The 16,522-nt window shown below is 35.1% G+C and carries 13 protein-coding genes and 1 pseudogene; 6 read left to right on the top strand and 8 right to left on the bottom strand.

Translation table 11 applies throughout. The annotated features are described in order from the left end of the window. Nucleotides 1-288: 288 nt before the first annotated feature. The 3 genes and pseudogenes from F6K06_RS03945 to F6K06_RS33755 form a co-directional block, all read right to left on the bottom strand. A complete protein-coding gene (locus tag F6K06_RS03945; RefSeq protein WP_287239197.1) occupies nucleotides 289-450 on the bottom strand; it encodes a hypothetical protein in 162 nt (53 codons plus the stop codon). Beyond that, complete coding sequence (locus F6K06_RS03950; protein WP_124144661.1) at nucleotides 407-1,069, bottom strand: M23 family metallopeptidase; 663 nt, start codon at nucleotides 1,067-1,069, stop codon at nucleotides 407-409. Before F6K06_RS03950 ends, F6K06_RS03945 begins: the two co-directional genes overlap by 44 nt. Before the next feature lie 589 nt (nucleotides 1,070-1,658). Beyond that, nucleotides 1,659-2,443, bottom strand: a pseudogene (locus F6K06_RS33755) (sensor histidine kinase). 1,047 nt (nucleotides 2,444-3,490) lie between these two features. On the opposite strand from F6K06_RS33755, the gene F6K06_RS03960 reads away from it, so the two are divergent. The 4 genes from F6K06_RS03960 to F6K06_RS03975 all read left to right on the top strand — a co-directional run bounded on the left by F6K06_RS03960 (nucleotide 3,491) and on the right by F6K06_RS03975 (nucleotide 7,055). Beyond that, nucleotides 3,491-3,874, top strand: a complete 384-nt coding sequence (locus F6K06_RS03960) for a hypothetical protein (RefSeq protein WP_124144670.1) — start codon at nucleotides 3,491-3,493, stop codon at nucleotides 3,872-3,874. Between the two features lie 286 nt (nucleotides 3,875-4,160). Further along, nucleotides 4,161-4,820, top strand: a complete 660-nt coding sequence (nfi, locus tag F6K06_RS03965) for a deoxyribonuclease V (protein WP_287239302.1) — start codon at nucleotides 4,161-4,163, stop codon at nucleotides 4,818-4,820. Between the two features lie 443 nt (nucleotides 4,821-5,263). Then, the gene (locus F6K06_RS03970) at nucleotides 5,264-6,409 is read left to right on the top strand and encodes a glycosyltransferase (RefSeq protein ID WP_287239191.1); all 1,146 of its coding nucleotides are present in this window, start codon (nucleotides 5,264-5,266) and stop codon (nucleotides 6,407-6,409) included. An 85-nt stretch (nucleotides 6,410-6,494) separates the two neighbouring features. Continuing rightward, a complete protein-coding gene (locus tag F6K06_RS03975; protein ID WP_124144668.1) occupies nucleotides 6,495-7,055 on the top strand; it encodes a Uma2 family endonuclease in 561 nt (186 codons plus the stop codon). 188 nt (nucleotides 7,056-7,243) lie between these two features. Here F6K06_RS03975 and F6K06_RS03980 read toward each other — a convergent pair whose 3' ends face one another. Next, nucleotides 7,244-8,095 carry a methyltransferase gene (locus tag F6K06_RS03980; RefSeq protein ID WP_124144655.1) on the bottom strand — a complete coding sequence of 284 codons (852 nt, stop codon included), beginning with the start codon at nucleotides 8,093-8,095 and terminating at the stop codon, nucleotides 7,244-7,246. 531 nt (nucleotides 8,096-8,626) lie between these two features. Between F6K06_RS03980 and F6K06_RS03985 the strand changes: the two genes are divergently transcribed. Continuing rightward, nucleotides 8,627-9,559, top strand: coding sequence for an Rpn family recombination-promoting nuclease/putative transposase (locus F6K06_RS03985; RefSeq protein ID WP_124144654.1), 933 nt, complete (start codon nucleotides 8,627-8,629; stop codon nucleotides 9,557-9,559). Between the two features lie 190 nt (nucleotides 9,560-9,749). Here the strand turns inward: F6K06_RS03985 and F6K06_RS03990 are convergent, their stop codons facing one another. From F6K06_RS03990 to F6K06_RS33760, 3 genes are all read right to left on the bottom strand, one after another. Further along, entirely contained in the window at nucleotides 9,750-10,088 is a 339-nt protein-coding gene (locus tag F6K06_RS03990; RefSeq protein WP_124144653.1) for a XisI protein, read from the bottom strand. Next, the gene (locus F6K06_RS03995) at nucleotides 10,076-10,258 is read right to left on the bottom strand and encodes an element excision factor XisH family protein (RefSeq protein ID WP_240038919.1); all 183 of its coding nucleotides are present in this window, start codon (nucleotides 10,256-10,258) and stop codon (nucleotides 10,076-10,078) included. The genes F6K06_RS03990 and F6K06_RS03995 overlap by 13 nt, the downstream gene beginning before the upstream one ends. Before the next feature lie 202 nt (nucleotides 10,259-10,460). Beyond that, nucleotides 10,461-10,589: an element excision factor XisH family protein gene (locus tag F6K06_RS33760; protein WP_353734833.1), complete on the bottom strand. Its 129-nt coding sequence runs from the start codon at nucleotides 10,587-10,589 to the stop codon at nucleotides 10,461-10,463. A gap of 120 nt (nucleotides 10,590-10,709) precedes the next feature. On the opposite strand from F6K06_RS33760, the gene recQ reads away from it, so the two are divergent. Then, on the top strand, nucleotides 10,710-12,905 hold the full coding sequence (gene recQ / locus F6K06_RS04000; RefSeq protein ID WP_124154653.1) for a DNA helicase RecQ: 2,196 nt from the start codon (nucleotides 10,710-10,712) through the stop codon (nucleotides 12,903-12,905). A 736-nt stretch (nucleotides 12,906-13,641) separates the two neighbouring features. On the opposite strand, the gene F6K06_RS04005 is transcribed toward recQ, so the two are convergent. Further along, nucleotides 13,642-16,365: an AAA family ATPase gene (locus F6K06_RS04005; protein WP_124154654.1), complete on the bottom strand. Its 2,724-nt coding sequence runs from the start codon at nucleotides 16,363-16,365 to the stop codon at nucleotides 13,642-13,644. Nucleotides 16,366-16,522: the final 157 nt, after the last annotated feature.

The following is a 16,522-nucleotide window of genomic DNA, read 5'->3' on the forward strand; positions in this document are numbered from 1 at the left end:
GGAATAGGGAATAGGCAACAGGCAACAGTGGGGAAATATTTCCCTGTCTCCGGTTTATTATCAGGATAAGTCCTAACCAACCGATTCTTTGCTATAGGTTTTGAGTGGTAGATGTTGAATATCGAGATTTGAAGTTGTCAATGAACTCCTGCCTTTTTTTCCTTTTTAACTAGGGCTTACTGATTAAATCTCAAAGCATTGACTGATATTGGTTATAGCATTTTTTTATCTAAAAAAGTGTCAGCTTTTCAGTGGCAAGAGCTGCAAAAAGCTAGTATTTTGGGACGATTATGGGAGAAAAATCATTCTGACAATTCTTACCCCTACCTCCTCGCTCCCGATCCATTTCTCCTGTCTCCTGTCTCCTGTCTCCTGTCTCCTACCCCCATAATTATTAATTGTTGAACTATCTACCTTGTAAACCTGATAGACTCCTAGTTTGTTGAGCATACATCTCTCGTAAAATTAAACCAGGGTCTACCCAACGACCCCCATATTTCAAACCCCAATGAAGATGGGGGCCACTGGTTCGACCAGTCATTCCCACTCTCGCTATTCGAGTCCCAGCAGGTAGCACTTGACCTTGAAGTAGCATAATTCCACCACCACGATCTACTAAATAACGACGTCCACCATGAGTTTCTACGCCTCCTTGAACATGGCAGTAAACGTGTTCCCAATAGCCTGACTTAATTACAATACCAGTCCCACATCGCCTATCTTCCCAAACTTCTACAACTTTGCCTGCCCACCAATTTCGGATATAGCTTCCTTGGGGTGCTGCTAGGTCTAACCCATAATGAAATCCCCCACCCCTAGGGCCAAAGGGAGATGTATATCCTTGAAAGTTTTCGACTGGGAAGGAAGCATTTTGCCAGTTATTGACGTAGGCTATTTGTTGATTATTAATTGTGGGTTCTTGAGCTGTGACTAATTCTTGTTTGAGTCCTGTGGTGGTGAAGCCAACTCCGATGATTCCTAGCAATAGTAAAATTTTTTTTGATTTATTAAAATACTGCTTTATAGGATTAGATACCAAAGGCAAACCAAGAGGGATTGGATTTGACATGGTTTTTATTCACTCCTCAATTTCTTGTGACCATGGATGATTTGATACATCTGAAGATTCTGAGGAATTTTATCATCAATTTAACTATGTTGCCATTAGTAAATAGCATTGTTAGCTATAGGCAAATCTATATAGCTTGTCTCCAGAAATTTCGAGATTAACGCTAGATATAGAGAACAAAAACTATAGTGCTATATATATGTAGTTTTTGAATGGATAAAATCGAAAATCCTCACTCATTTTTATTCATTTGGCTCAAATAGAATTAGTCTATGGGCAAATCTATGAGCTTGTCTCCAGAAATTATGAGATTAACGCTAGATATAGAGAACAAAAACTATAGTGCTATATATATGTAGTGTTTGAATGGATAAAATCGAAAATCCTCACTCATTTTCGCTGAGTAAATTTAGAGGTATAAGCAATTTACTACCTAATCATTTTCAGTAGTTTCTATCAAAAGAGTAATTACGCTATTGATATATTAGTCTCAGGAAAGGTGAAGAGCATATCAAAAGCTGTAAACTCAGACAAAACAAGATTTTCCTTTCTTCCTTCTTCCCTCTTCCCTCTTCCTTCTCAAAAAATGTCAAGTTGGTATTTCAATCACAAATTCCGCTCCTTTTTCAGGAGAAGAAATACATTTTATTCTCCCTTCATGTTGTTCAACAATAACTTGATAACTGATTGATAGTCCTAAACCTTTGCCTTGACTGACTGGTTTAGTTGTAAAAAAGGGGTCGAGATTTTAGAGCAATTTTCCTCTGTTATACCTAAGCCATTATCAGAAATATAAATCCCGAGCCAATCATTTTCTAATTTTTCTGTTCTGATAGAAATTTTTGGTTGTTCTACTCCATATTTATTCTGATAGAATTTTATTTCTAGTGCATGAATGGCATTATTAATAATATTCATTATTGCTTGCTTTAATGCGTTAGTAAAACAGTTAACTAGAGGCAGCTCGCCATAATATTGAATGACTTGAATCCTTACCAATGGATTTTGTAAACGGGGTTGAATAATTAGTAATATACTGTCAATAATTACATGAATATCTACAGATATTACTTTTGCTGTATCTAAGCTGGAGAAAACTTGCAATGATTTAACAATTTTACTAATACGGTTTGCCCCTCCTCTCATTCTACCTAATAACTTGGATAAGTTTTCCTCAATATAATCCAATTCAATTTCTTTAATTTTGTCTATAACTTCATCAGGTAAATTTGAAGAATTTCTATGCAAAATATGAGCTAAATTTAATAAATCTTTCGTATAGTCATCAATGTGATTTAAGTTACCCAAAATAAAGGTTACAGGATTATTAATCTCATGAGCAACTCCGGCAAGCATTTCTCCTAAACTAGACATTTTTTCCGCATGAATGAGTTGAGCTTGAGTTTTTTTAAACTTTTCCAGAGTTTCTTGTAAGTAAATATTTTGCTTTTTTAAAGCTTTTTCCACTAATTTACGCTCAATTTCAGCCACAGAGCGAGCAGCAAATATTTTTAATATAGATTTTTTTTGTTCATAATTGTGTTTTAAAGGTTTAGTATCTAAGCCAGCAATATAACCGATATTTTTTCCATGACTATCTACAATATAAATCCCTAAATAACTTTCAGCTTGCAAAGTTAATAAATCTCGATATTCTGGGAATAGTTGTTGAATTGAATGGTGATAAATTTGTAGACCTGTTTCATAAATGGTACTACAAGGAGTTCCTTCTATATAATATTTAAAATTAGGTATAAACCTGTCTCCTGACCAAAAAGCTAATACCCTAATTTGTGGTCGAGTACTGTCTATAAATTCTCCAATAAATCCATATTTTATTTGCAAAACTTGAGCCAGGTATTGAACACAAGCCTGAAAAAATTATTCGCCGATTTTTAGATGCAATTCCTGCAACAATGAATTTGAAATTATATTCCGATTCAAAATCATAATTTGTCATTACATTATTATATAATTCTAGATATTATTTATATATATTTGCCTTGTTCATAAATCATCCTTCGGCTATTTATTCAAGTTCACTCAGTATTAGTTCTGAGATATTTAGTAATCATGTTTTATTCAATCGTTGTTTTCTTAAGTATCTTTCATATCAGATATAATCCAGAGCTACACTTTACCTGTCTAGTTATTTTTTCATTGCTCGATTGAGCAGTCTTAAAGCTGATAACTTTTAGATATAAACTATTATTCTGTTTCTTTAACAATTATATTAACTTGTTCTAGATATAATCCTAATTTAAGTGATTTTTCCGACCGAGTAACAATAGATAATACCAATTATCTAATTTCATGTTTATGTTTAATTGAATACTTAAAATATAATCATTCCTGAAATTTGTTATAATTCAGGGATTTAATATTTTGCCTAATAAATAAAATATAAGATTTTAAAAAATGATACTTGAAGAAATTTTTCCCTTTAGATTGGCCATAGATGCCACAGCGATCGCAGGTGCATCTCTCTGGTCTTTGGCCTTATATTGGGGTTTTTCTCCTCTGAGTGAGTGGGTGACGTTACAACTTAACCGTTGGTTTAATTTTGCAGAAAGAGCATTGTATACATCTGAGAAAGAATTTGAAAAGACGCGCAAAGCAAGAGAATCTCAGAATGCTTTTTATGCTTCTATTTTTAGTATTGTGCCTTTTTTAATTGTAGGAAGTTTGTGCAATTGGGGTGTAGAAATTGGTTTAGATAAAAGTTGGTCAATTAGTATTGGGATAATTGTTTGTGTAATCTGTGGTGTTTATGAATTGGGAAGAAGAGATAGTAAATCTTCTTAAATAAGACTTCTTGCAGAAGTCAGGCAATAGGGAATAGGGAATGGGGAATAGGGAGATGAAATTGTTGATTTCATATATTGAATTAATTTAATTAAAACTTTTGCAAGAAGTCTATAGTAGTTAAGTAGAGCAGGCTAAAAAAAAGACGTTGCATTTTTAATCAAAAAACTCTTAAAGGCAATGAATATAAACTTTTGAGCTAATTGACAATTTGATACATAGTGCTCAAAAATTACCATGTTCTACTTATTATTTTAATTAGCTGAATTGCTAAAGACTAAATATGATGAAAATAGACCAAAAGTTTCCTTTTCCTACTGATGTAGAAACAGCGATCGCTCTGCAACAACAACTCCGCCATCAAGTAATAACTGAAGACCAATTTGGAACTATTAAATATGTAGCTGGTATTGATGTTGGTTATAGTGATTCAGATAAGATTACTCAAGCAGCAGTAGCAGTGTTAAGTTTTCCACAATTAGAATTATTAGAACAGTCTATAGTTAAACGTTCTACTTCTTTTTCTTATGTTCCTGGATTATTATCTTTTCGAGAGATACCTGCTATTTTAGATGCTTTAGAAAAGCTAAATATTACTCCTGAATTATTGCTTTGTGATGGTCAAGGATTAATTCATCCCCGTCGATTTGGTATAGCTTGTCATTTAGGAGTTTTAGTTAATATTCCTAGTATTGGTGTAGCTAAATCTCACTATATTGGTCAACATAATTATGTTGGTTTAGAAAGGGGTAATTGGCAACCAATAATAGATGAAGAAGAAGTTATTGGTGCAGTTGTGAGAACTCGTACTGGAGTTAAACCAATTTATGTTTCAACAGGTCATAGAATTAGCTTAGAAACTGCCATAAATTATGTGTTGAAATGTACTACTAAATATCGATTGCCTGAAACAACTCGTTGGGCAGATAAATTAGCTTCATTTTAGGAAGGAAGAAGGAAGAAGGAAGAAGGAATAAGGAAGAAGGAAGAAGAAAATAACCAAAAAAATTGTACAGTAAATTCTAGATTAATGTTGTATAGTTAACGGGATAAATATTTTTTTCTTGTTCTGTATCCTGCTCCTTATCTTACCGAATAATTAAGGTTTAAAGCCTCTCCTTTAAAGGAGAAATAAGAAAAAATTTTCCTTTTAGTCAATCCTCTTCTTTTCAAGGACAAGGAGAGGTAATACTAAATCCGGTTATGAAAAGCTAATTTGTCCAAATCATTCTAACCCTTCTGCCTTCTGCCTTACCTTCACAATAATCTCCCTTCGCGCACCGGATTTAGTATAATAATTAATAATTAATTATTAATTGTTAATTGTTAAACTGCTCCCTACTCCCTATTCCTACAATTGTTCAATCCTTAAATACTTAAAAATCTACTGTGGAAGTAAAATATGCTCTTGTTCACGAATGGTTAACACCCAAAGCAACTGGTGGTTCAGAATTGGTTGTTAAGGAAATTCTCCAGCATATTAATGCTGATTTATATGCTTTAATTGATTTTGAGTCAAGCAATCCTGAAAGTTATCTTTATCAACGAAAAATTGGCAAAACATTTTTACAAAATTTGCCTTTAGCTCGTAACGGAGTACAAAAATATTTACCTCTATTACCAATAGCAATTGAACAATTAGACCTACGAGAATATGATGTAATTTTATCTTCTTCTCATGCAGTTGCTAAAGCAGTTATTACCACACCCTATCAACTGCATATTTGTTATTGTCATACCCCAATGCGCTATGCTTGGGATTTAACTTTTGACTATCTAAATAGTAGTAAATTAGGTAAAGGTATCCCTGGAATTTTCACCAGATATCTTTTACATAGACTCAGAGAATGGGATGTAATTTCTGCTAACCGAGTAGATTATTTTATTGCTAATTCTCAACATACTGCTAGAAGAATATGGCGTTGTTATCGACGTGAACCTGAGGTAATTTATCCACCAGTAAATGTGGAAAAGTTTCCTTTTAAATCTCAGAAACAAGATTTTTATGTGACAGTTTGTAGATTAGTTAGTTATAAAAAAATTTCCTTAATTGTCAAAGCTTTTAATCAGTTAGGACGAGATTTAATAGTTATTGGTGCTGGTGAGGAATTAAATCAATTACGCCGTCTTGCTAAAACTAATGTCAAAATTATGGGTTGGCAACCTGAAGAAGTAGTTACTCAATATATGTCAGAAGCAAAAGGTTTTATTTATGCTGCTTGTGAAGATTTTGGTATGGCTTTAGTGGAGGCACAAGCTTGCGGTACGCCAGTTATTGCTTATGGAGTTGGTGGAGCGACAGAAACAGTGCGAGATATGAGAAAATATCCAGATTCAGCAACAGGTTTATTGTTTCCCGAACAGACAGAAAAAGCTTTGGTTGAAGTGGTAGAAAAATTTGAAAATTATCAGGCATATTTTCAGGCAGAAATTATTAGAAAACACGCCTATAGATTTGCGCCGGAAGTGTTTCAAAATAGTTACTTAAATTTTGTGGAAAAGTGTTATTCAGAATTTAAAAATGCTGGCATTTAAAATCTGGTTATTACAGAGAAATAGTATCATAAGTACGACTTATGTTTGTCAAGCTACAATAGAATAAAATTGATAATAATTGACTATGAGAACTGTTTTAGATTTAAAACCATTAATTACATTAACAAAAGAAGATTTTTATCAACTCTGTCAAGTTAATCCAGAGGTATCATTAGAACTTAGTCGTAATGGAGAATTGATTATTATGTCGCCTGTAGGTGGAGAAAGTGGTAATCAAGAAGCTAATTTAATTGCTGATGTTATTATTTGGAATCGAAAAACTCAGTTAGGATTTGTATTTAGCTCCTCAACAATATTTAATTTACCTGGTGGTGGTAGTCGCTCTCCTGATGTTTCATGGGTAAGACGAGAAAAATGGGAAACTTTAACTCCCAATGAAAGGAAAAAATTTCCACCTGTTTGTCCTGATTTTGTGATTGAATTACGCTCTTCTAGCGATAGATTAAAACCTCTACAGGAAAAAATGAAAGAATATTTAGATTGTGGTTTGAGATTAGGATGGTTAATTAATCCTCAAGATAGCACTGCAGAAATTTATCGTCCTCAAAAACCTGTGGAAATATTAACTTTACCTATATCTTTATCTGGAGAAGATGTTTTACCTGGATTTAATTTATTAATCTAAGCATTCAGCTATCAGCTATTAGCTAGTCATTTCAGTTATCAGTTATCAGTACCTCTGTAATAAGGAGGCTTGAAATACGGAATTATCTTTTTTTTATACCTTTAAAAGGGGAGGCACATACCCACAATTTATCGGTAAGATTTTATTAAAACAAAATCTTGTAAATTTATTAGTTTTTGATGAAAAAGTTACAGACTTGGTTTGAGATAAAACCATTTCATCATTGTTGGGCGCCCTTCTGATAATAGTCGTCTGCGATCCAGTAATCCGTAATCTTGTAATTCCTCATAACAGTAAGAACAATTTGCCTTGATAACATGGCTTATACTTTCAATAACATTGATCGAATGAGTATCAGAAAAGCATTTTCGCAATGTAGAGGAAATACTAGGATCAATAAAATCATGTATTTCAATTAATAAATCACAGTTCACAAGGAAGGAAACATCTTGTTGTGTAAATAGTTGTTTTTCATAGCCCTCACAATCACTAATAATCAGAGCTTTTTTTGTAAATGGAATACTTTTAAGGGTATTTATATCACAGAAAGATCCAGTAATTACTCTATCAGCTACATTGTTAATTTGAGCCATTTGTCTACATAAATCTATTGCTTGACCCTTTATATCATATACAAAGACTCTAGCAGTAGGTATTCGCATTGCTAAACCAACTGCATAATATCCTTCTGCACATCCTATATCAACTATTTCACTATAATCCGTGTTACATATTTGGCCTATAATCTGATGAAGTTCTGATTCATATGAACCTACAATTTTAGGGATTAAAGCACTACCAACTGATTTCTGGTCAGGATATTTCATCCCTTTAAAAGGACCGTGTTTAACGATTAAATCAGGAGATATTGATAAAACTTCATCTTTATGATTAACGACCTGTTTACAGTTTGGTTCTTGTAAGATAATCCTTTCAGACTTAATAAATTCCGAAGCCCGAACTACAGTATTATAAAGTATTCTCCAAGCAATATCATTTTGGAGAATTTGGGAAACAATACTTTTGAAAAAAAAATTCATAATTTTATCTTTTATGACATAGTGATTTGAACTTTAACGACTTTACCATAAATTAAATTGGTCTAATGCTAATGCTAGAGAAGCTGTTACCAAGTGCCAACTCCAATTTCACAATTTTTAGTCATTTTTTAAACTGTTTTGATAACGTACTTCCCGCACAATTTCGCAAATTTCTTATGTTGTTAATTGGTTGGGTTCGGGGTTAGCTGCTTCAATTCTTCGTTCCCATTCATCCCAGTCAAAACCCTTTTTAATCTTCTAAAAAACTAAGCTATCTTCTGTAATTGTATAGCGATCGCCTGGATTAAGTTGCTGTTGAATTTCCGCAGGAATTTTTAACTGCCTGTCTGGGGTCAAATTAACTATAATTTATGATTTTATAGATACTTTTAGTTGTTGATTTTATAATAATTATTGTGTCTCAAAAACTATTATTATTGTCAAATATGACAAGGAATTTTGTACCTCACGCTTTTTGGAAATTGCTATAATATTTTTAATAATTCAAATGTTCTTAAGGGAAAAATCACTATGGATTTTGTTAGTCCCAAGGTTGATTATGCTTTTAAAAAAATATTTGGTTCCGAGGAAAGCACAGAAATTTTAATCAGTTTCCTAAATGCCATAATTTATAATGGAGAAAAAACAATTGAGTCTTTAAGGATTATTAACCCCTTTAATCAGGGTCAAGTAATCAGTTTAAAGGATACCTATTTAGATATAAAAGCTGTTTTATTTGATGGTTCGGTTGTAGTTATTGAAATGCAAGTAGCATCGATGACTGGTTTTAGTAAGCGAGTCATGTACAATTTAATTAAAGGTTATGGCAACCAGTTAAAAACAGGAGATGATTATCTTCTACTACGTCCAGCAATAGCGGTAACAATTACAGATTTTATTTTCTTTAAAGACAAAAAAGTAGTAGATGTAATTAATTCTTTTGTGTTTAAACATGAAGATAAAAACTGGAAATATCCCGATGTAGAATTGCGGCTAATATTTGTGGAGTTACCGAAGTTTAAAAAAACTTTGGCCGAGTTAGAAACTTTGACAGAGAAGTGGATTTTCTTTCTTAAAGAAGCTGCTCGCTTAGATTATATTCCAGAGAATTTGGGAGTAGTTGCAGAAATTGAACAAGCTTTAAACATTGCTAATAAAATTAATATGACACCAGAAGAGTTAGAAATGGTTGAGCGTCGGGCCATAGCATTGCAGGATCAAAGAGGACAAATAGCTTATGCAGAACAAGAAGGAGAAGCTAGGGGAAAAGTCGAAGGACGCATAACAAAAGCGATCGCTTTTGTTATGCGTTTACTGAAAAAAAGATTTAAAGATATTCCCACTTCAATAAATAATCAAATTGAAGATTTAGCTGTTGAAGAGTTAGAAAGTTTAGGAGAAGATTTGTTAGATTTCAACAGTCTAGAAGATTTGGAGAGTTGGTTAAATTCTCGCAACCCCTGAAAAGTTAAAAGTCAAAAGTCAAAAGTTAAAAGTAAGATTTGATAGGTTCAAAACTTTCAAATCAAAAGTCAAATTGATTAAAAAGATGGCATACTCCTCAAGAGTCATCTTAAGATGACTTAAACTATTAGCCAAGGATTGAAATCCTTAGCGAGCTTGGCGAGCCATATCATCCACTTTACAATAATAGTTAATTTTGGGCAAATTCTGTATATTTTCTCAGATTAGGTGGATGATAGGCCAAAACAATATCTTGTGCTGGAACTCCTTTTTCTATTAATTGGTCGGCGATCGCTTCTTCAGTCCCATCATGTTGTACCCAGATTTTTCCATCAATAATATCGACATGAATAGCACAACCATAAATTCTGGTACTGTTATTTTTCCATCCCAAATTAACAAGTTGATAGTGTTCTCCTTCGCGGTCAAAAATTGTTTGACTTTTGATTGGGTCATTAGGAGAACGTAACTTAGCTCTTGCTGTTAGTAATTCCTGAATTAATTGACGATATAAATCTAATTTATCCATTGAGCGATCGCCTCCTTTTCAAAATCATAAATAATTAATGGAATTTGGTTACGATGAATTACAGTTTGAATGAATGGATACTTAAAAAAGCGTTTATAGCAGAAGGAAGAAGGAAGAAGGAAGAAATAAAAATCTAGTGTTGTCTGAGTGTTAAGCTTTTGATATGTCAAATATAGTAATGGCGACTCCTATATAAATTTCTAATGGAATTACTAAATATAATTTTCGTTCTGTCTCTTATTCCTCCAAAGCAATACAAAAATTAATTAATTTTCCAACTGCAGTGTGAAACTCATAAATTGTTGAAGCTGCCAAAAAAGTTTTAATTTAAATAGCAATTTTTTCACCATATTTTGTTGCACTAATTAACTTTTATGCACCTAACTCAATATAAAAATAAACAAATCCTAAATCAATACGATAGGGGTCGTGAGTGATTATCCAACCCTGATTCTCAAGAGCAGTTCTAACTAATTGATGAAAAATATCTTTAGCAGAAATTCCAGGAAGTTTCCTTAAAGTTTAAGTACCTGTGCAAAATTAATTTAACATTTTTTTGTTGGGTTGCGCTGGCGCTTAACCCAACCTACAATATAATAAATTTTTAAATTAATTATCACTATGTCGGTGCAAAATCAAACAAAATTTAATCAACCATCTTTAGAAAAACATTTAAAGAATTACTTTGGTTATGATTCATTTCGCCCTGGGCAAAAACAAATTATTGAAACAGCACTTCAACAAAAAGATATGCTAATTGTTATGCCTACTGGTGGGGGAAAATCTTTATGTTTTCAATTACCCGCATTACTCAAACCAGGCTTAACAATAGTAGTATCTCCTCTCATTTCTTTGATGCAAGACCAAGTAGCAAGTTTACAAGATAATGGTATTGCTGCGACATTTTTAAATAGCAGTCTTGGACTGACAGAAACTCGAAAACGAGAAACAGATATTATGCAGGGCAAAATCAAACTTTTATATGTTGCTCCAGAGAGATTATTGTCAGAGAGATTTTTACCATTTTTAGAGTTAATTAATGCTCAACAAGGTATCTCTAATTTTGCCATAGATGAAGCTCACTGTGTTTCAGAATGGGGTCACGATTTTCGCCCAGAATATCGACAGTTACAAATGTTACGAGAAAGTTATCCAGATGTGCCGATGATGGCTTTAACTGCTACGGCGACAAAACGAGTCCGGGGAGATATTATTGCTCAATTAAATTTACAACAACCTTATATTCATATTGCTAGTTTTTTCCGTTCAAATTTATATTATGAAGTCCGTCAAAAAACTAATGCTAAAAATACTTTTGCTGAAACATTGCAAATAATTAGAAAACTTGGTGGTTCTGGAATAGTCTATTGTAATAGTCGAAAAAAAGTTGATGAAATTGCTCATAAATTACGACAAAATCATGTATCTGCATTACCTTATCATGCTGGAATGGATGATGAGGAAAGAGCTATTAATCAAACTAAATTTATCCGAGATGATATTGATGTAATTGTGGCAACTGTGGCTTTTGGTATGGGTATTAATAAGCCAGATGTTAGATTTGTAATTCATTACGATCTACCTAAAAATATTGAGAGTTATTATCAGGAAACTGGGAGAGCTGGTCGAGATGGTGAACCTGCTAAATGTACTCTATTTTTTAGTTATGGCGATAAGAAAGGTATTGAATATTTAATTGCTCAAAAACTTGATGAACAAGAACAAAGAATTGGTTATCAACAGTTAAGACGAATTCTTGATTATGCTGATGCTACTGAATGTCGCCACCGAATTTTATTAGGCTATTTTGGTGAAGATTTGCCCGAAAATTGTGGAAATTGTGATAATTGTAAATATCCTAAGCCAATAGAAGATTGGACGATTGAGGCAATGAAGTTTTTGTCCTGTGTGGCGAGGACTAAAGAACGGTTTGGTATGAATCATATTATTGATGTTTTAAGAGGTTCTAAAAGTCAGAAAGTTTTAGATAAAAAACATGACCAACTTTCTACTTATGCTATTGGTAAAGATAGAAGTGTTGATGAATGGAAACATTTGGCAAAATCTCTCTTACATCAAGGTTTAATGGATGAAACAACTGATGGTTATTCAGTGTTGAAACTTAATCAAAATAGTTGGGATGTAATGGGGCGAAGAAAAAAGGTAGAAATTGCGATAGAAAAAAAACGTAAAATCGAAAAAACTACTACTTCTTTAGCTGCAGATGAACAACGATTATTTGAAGAATTGCGGGCATTACGGAAACGAATTGCTGATGAACAAATGGTAGCTCCTTATGTGGTATTTCCAGATACAACATTACAACAAATGGCACAGAAACGACCTCAAACTTTGGATGAATTTATGGATATTTCTGGAGTAGGTAGTCGCAAACAAGATAAGTATGGCAAAAAGTTTATTCAAGCGATTAGAAATTATTGTGCAGAGAATGGTTTATCTACTAATTCAGAACCTATCCGAGAGCTAGCAAAAGTTGTAGATAATTTTCCTTCTTTTACTCAAATAGAAACATTAGAATTGCATAAACAAGGATTAAGTATTGATGCTATTGCTAATCAAAGAGGAATTAGTTCTGGCACTGTTACTGGTCATTTAGCTGAATTAATAGAAAAAGAGCAACCAGTAGATATTGATAAATTAGTAACACCCAAACATCAGGAAAAAATTATTGCTGCAATAGAAGAAGTAGGAGATGGAGCATTGAAACCTATTTATGAATATTTACAAGAACGTTATAATTATAATGAAATTAAATTAGTTAGAGCATATTGGCGGAGCGATCGCTTAGATTTTTAGTATAGCGCTGCGCGCAGGCAACAGGCAACAGGCAACAGGCAACAAGGGGAATAAAAAGTTGATAATATAAGGCTTTTAGCTATTGGAAACCTCCTGCAATTTGTAAATATGCCAGCGCACATTGCTATAATTCAGGACTTACGCATGAACGCTATTGGTAGGGTGTGTTAGCGGTAGCGTAACGGACAAAGCTATTGGTAGGGTGTGTTAGCAGTAGCTTCAATAATTGATAATTGATAATGGATAATTGATAATTACCTCTCCCTAAAAGGAAGAGGATTGAATAAAAGGAAAATTTTTTTCTTGTTTCTCCTTGCTCATGAGAGACTTTAAACCTTAATTATTCGGTAACTGAGCAAACCCTATATCCAAGGGAGCAAGATACGACCAATGGAGTAAAACACAACCAAGGGAGCAAGATGCTCCCACTATTTTTGTTCTTGACCAAAATAATTACACGGGACTTACGCAAATTCACCTTAAAAACGCCATATGTAGGGGCGTTAGCGGTAGCTCTGCGGAACGCAAATGGCATTCGCCCTCAGTGTCCGTGCGTAACTTCTGTTGATGATATACAGCATATTTCGGGCAAATGATATATAAGTGTAAAATGTTTGTAGTGCGGGCATCTTGCCCGCTAGATGTGTACCTCACGAGCAGCAGGAAGTACTGTAAAATCTGGATTATTTAACGATCAAAAAACCTATCCTCTTACACAGAGCAAATCTCCTTATTCTTACTGCTTTCTATTCTCCCGACTCTTAACTCCTGACTCCTGACTCCTGACTCCTGACTCCTGACTCTTTACCCAACGCCGAAATAGTTCCACTGCAAACCGCAAGTTTCCCTCGGTTTCGATAATGACATCGTGGCGAGCAAGAGTTTCAAGAGCATTATTTAGTATACTTTCTTCTAAACCTGTAATTTCCTGGATAGTGGCACGACTACAACCTTCTGGATAGTCAGCTAAAGCTATGAGAATATCTTGCTGTCCCGGTGCATCTTGAGCAGCTTGACCCCAAACCCCTGTGAAATAATAACGCCAACTCGGGAATAGTTCATTTTGACGAATAATAGCTTCCACATCTGCAACAGTAAAAACTGACTCTCGTGGTCTTCCCTGCTCGAACGTTTGGTCGTTGTAGCGACGGACAAGTAAAAATCCCAGTAGTTGTACTAGGTAGGGTTGTCCGAATGTGAGGTCGTAGATGTGATCCATTGCTTCTGGTTCGTAGGTAAGCCGGAAGTCTGGGTTTGGGTTGGCAAGGACTTGGTGGGTTGGAGCTCTATTTAAAAAACTGACGCGGATGGGAATAATGCTGGCAAAAAATGGCTGAAAATAATCCTGTGTCATTTCTTCAAAAGTGAACCACCCGGCAAAGGCAAAGGCAATTTTCAGGCTCATCTGTACAAACCCCCGTAATACTGCCATAAAATTAGTAGGAAGTTGTCCTGAATTAATGAGGTTTTCAATGGTTTCAAATTCATCCAGGCAAATAATTAATCCCTTTTTAGCAATTTGTTGAATTGCTCGCTTTAAGTAGAGTTTAAAAGTTCGTTGGGGGAGTTTCAGGAGTTCATCTGTGTCCGGTGGGAGAATGTTGAGAGCATCTGAAATTTCATCACTAATTGCTAAAAATACTTCACCCATTCCCTCAGAAATACTTCCCAAATTTTGCAGGTTGACATAAACTACTTCAACATCTGAACCAAAAAAGTTGGCAATATTGACTAGAATTGATGTTTTTCCCATACGACGATGACCGTAGAGAACAACAGACTGCATTTGAGAATTAGTCACCCATAGCTCCTCAAGCTGTTTCATAATATCTTGCCGACCTACAAACAAGTCACCCTCTACTGGGTCACCAATGACGTAGGGATTAATTTTAGGAATAAATGCATCTCTAAACTGTGTGGCAATGTTTTCTTCATCCATAGCAATTTGCCAGTTTTTAGCAATATAGACAATTAAACTTTGTTCAATTTGGGGAAGTCTATCAGCATTATCTAGGATGTCTGTTAATTGCCTCATAGCTCTGGAAAGAGCAGATACACGAGCTGACTTTGAGGTAGCTTTTAAAGCAAGTTGTGTATCTTCAACAACGCGACGTAAACCTCTGAGCGCTTCCCAGGTGGTAGGCCGTAGATGAGTTTCAGGTGGAAAGTTGGGAACTTGTATTTTGGCAATGGCATTAGCAGATCCTGCTGCTTGAAATTCGTTTAGGGTTTGAGCTAAAAGGAATATTTCCTCGCCGTAGAGGAGAGGGCGTACTTTCTCAAATGCTGCTGTCGCTTTTTCAGGTTCTTTTTCGTAGAGATGCCAGAAACCTGCAGCTATTGCACGGGATGGAGTGTCTAAGTGAGTCAGTGCTGATGAAACTCTTATAAGGCTAAAAATATCTAATCCTCTAAAAAACTCTAATTTCAACTCTTCTACTAGAGATGCAGAGGCAAATTTTACAAGTCTCCAATCATAGGAATTTTCTGCTAGCTGGGAAATTCGATAAATCATCTCGTCTGGGGGAATTTCTGCTAGCACTTGATTAATAGCATTAACTACCGGAATAAACTGTAGGCTATATCTTAAGAGTTGATCTATATTTTCTAGACCTAGTTGCCAATCTTTTCTTAGCCAAAATTTTAAGCGAGTTGTTAGTAAGGGTAAAGGAATAGGGGTGATTCTAGGTAGGAGCCAACTACGATTCTGAATTGACATCAAGTTAAGTCCTACGCCAATTAACCAGTTTTCTGGATGCCAAATCGCCACACCTAATGCCACGCCAAAGGCTATGCCAAACGCCATGCCAACCACCACTCCTAATATCACGCCAAACGCCATGCCAAACGCCATGCCTCCCACCACACATGATGCCACGCCTCCCGCCACACCTGATGCCACGCCAACCGCCATGCCAACCGCTATGCCTCCCACTACAACTGATGCCACGCCTGATGCCACGCCTGATGCCATACCAAACGCTATACCTACCCCCACGCCTGATGCCACGCCTGATGCCACGCCTGATGCCACGTCTAATGCCACGCCTGATGCCACGCCAAACGCTATACCTGCCCCCACTCCTGAGGCTACACCTACCCCTACCCAAACGCCAACCGCCACGCCAACTGCCACGCCGACCCAATTAATCGTAATACCTATTTGCTCCAGAAGTCCACAAAACAAATAGGGAACACAAACAGTCAAAATTAATCCCTGAAACAATAATTTCCACTGGTTAGGATGCTCGCGCAGAAATTCTAGCTTGCTTTGCCAGCTTGTTTCTTCCGCTAAACCTTCTCCTCCTCCATACTTTTCCACATACCACCGCAACGCCTGGGGAAAGAAAAACACCCAATACAACAACCGCAAATAATCCAAAGGATTCCAAATAGAGAGGGGTCGCTTCAACTGTGGTGCTAGATCGAGACGGGGAACAGAGTCATAGTTTTTTTTCATTATTGTTGGCAAATAGGTTATAAAATTAATAGAATAAGACTTATATCAAATCTGGATAATTTGTTATTATAGTCATTGCGACTGGAACGGAGTGGAAGGAAGCAATCTCAGAGGTTGAGGAGATTGCTTTCCTGACGGAATGCTACGCAAACGCTGC

Origin of the sequence: Okeania sp. SIO1H4, from assembly GCF_010672695.1 — a bacterium.
Classification (GTDB): domain Bacteria; phylum Cyanobacteriota; class Cyanobacteriia; order Cyanobacteriales; family Microcoleaceae; genus Okeania; species Okeania hirsuta.